Here is a 431-nt window from a genome sequence, read left to right as displayed (position 1 = left end):
TGGTGGTTCTTTTTAGGGAGTCAACTAGGGCTTTACATCTACTATGCTGTAAACAGGCTTTTGAAGACAATGAACCTCGATTAAGACAATAAAAAAAAGGGCCATTATCTTTTCAGAAAAATGGCCCTTATACATCAATCAATACTTTCAACAAATCCCTCTATTAGCTCGGATGTATTCGATTGAGCACCACCAGCGAATCCAGCAGAGCTATTTAATGAAGGTAAGATTTCTTTTATAAGGTTCAATATTGACAGTCGGGTTAAAGTGTAGGAGGTCATATCTTTAACTCTTTTTGCTTCCATCTCCTGGGCGGGATTATTGATCTCCATTTCCTTATTGGCCGTTTTTATTTTCTCTTTTAACAGCCCTAGTTGCTTGATCTTAGAAAACTTTAATTCGTTATTAACAGTAAACCCTAAAGTGGCGTT

The 431-nt window shown here is 36.9% G+C and carries 1 protein-coding gene; it reads right to left on the bottom strand.

Annotated elements, in window-relative coordinates; translation table 11 throughout:
• Positions 1-134: 134 nt before the first annotated feature.
• Positions 135-431, bottom strand: a 297-nt coding sequence (locus IQR33_RS09290; RefSeq protein ID WP_193843657.1) for a hypothetical protein, incomplete at its 5' end; no start/stop codon positions are given.

The sequence above is a fragment of the Vibrio sp. OPT46 genome, assembly GCF_015163535.1.
GTDB lineage: Bacteria > Pseudomonadota > Gammaproteobacteria > Enterobacterales > Vibrionaceae > Vibrio > Vibrio alginolyticus.
This window is presented reverse-complemented; position numbering and strand designations above follow the sequence as displayed.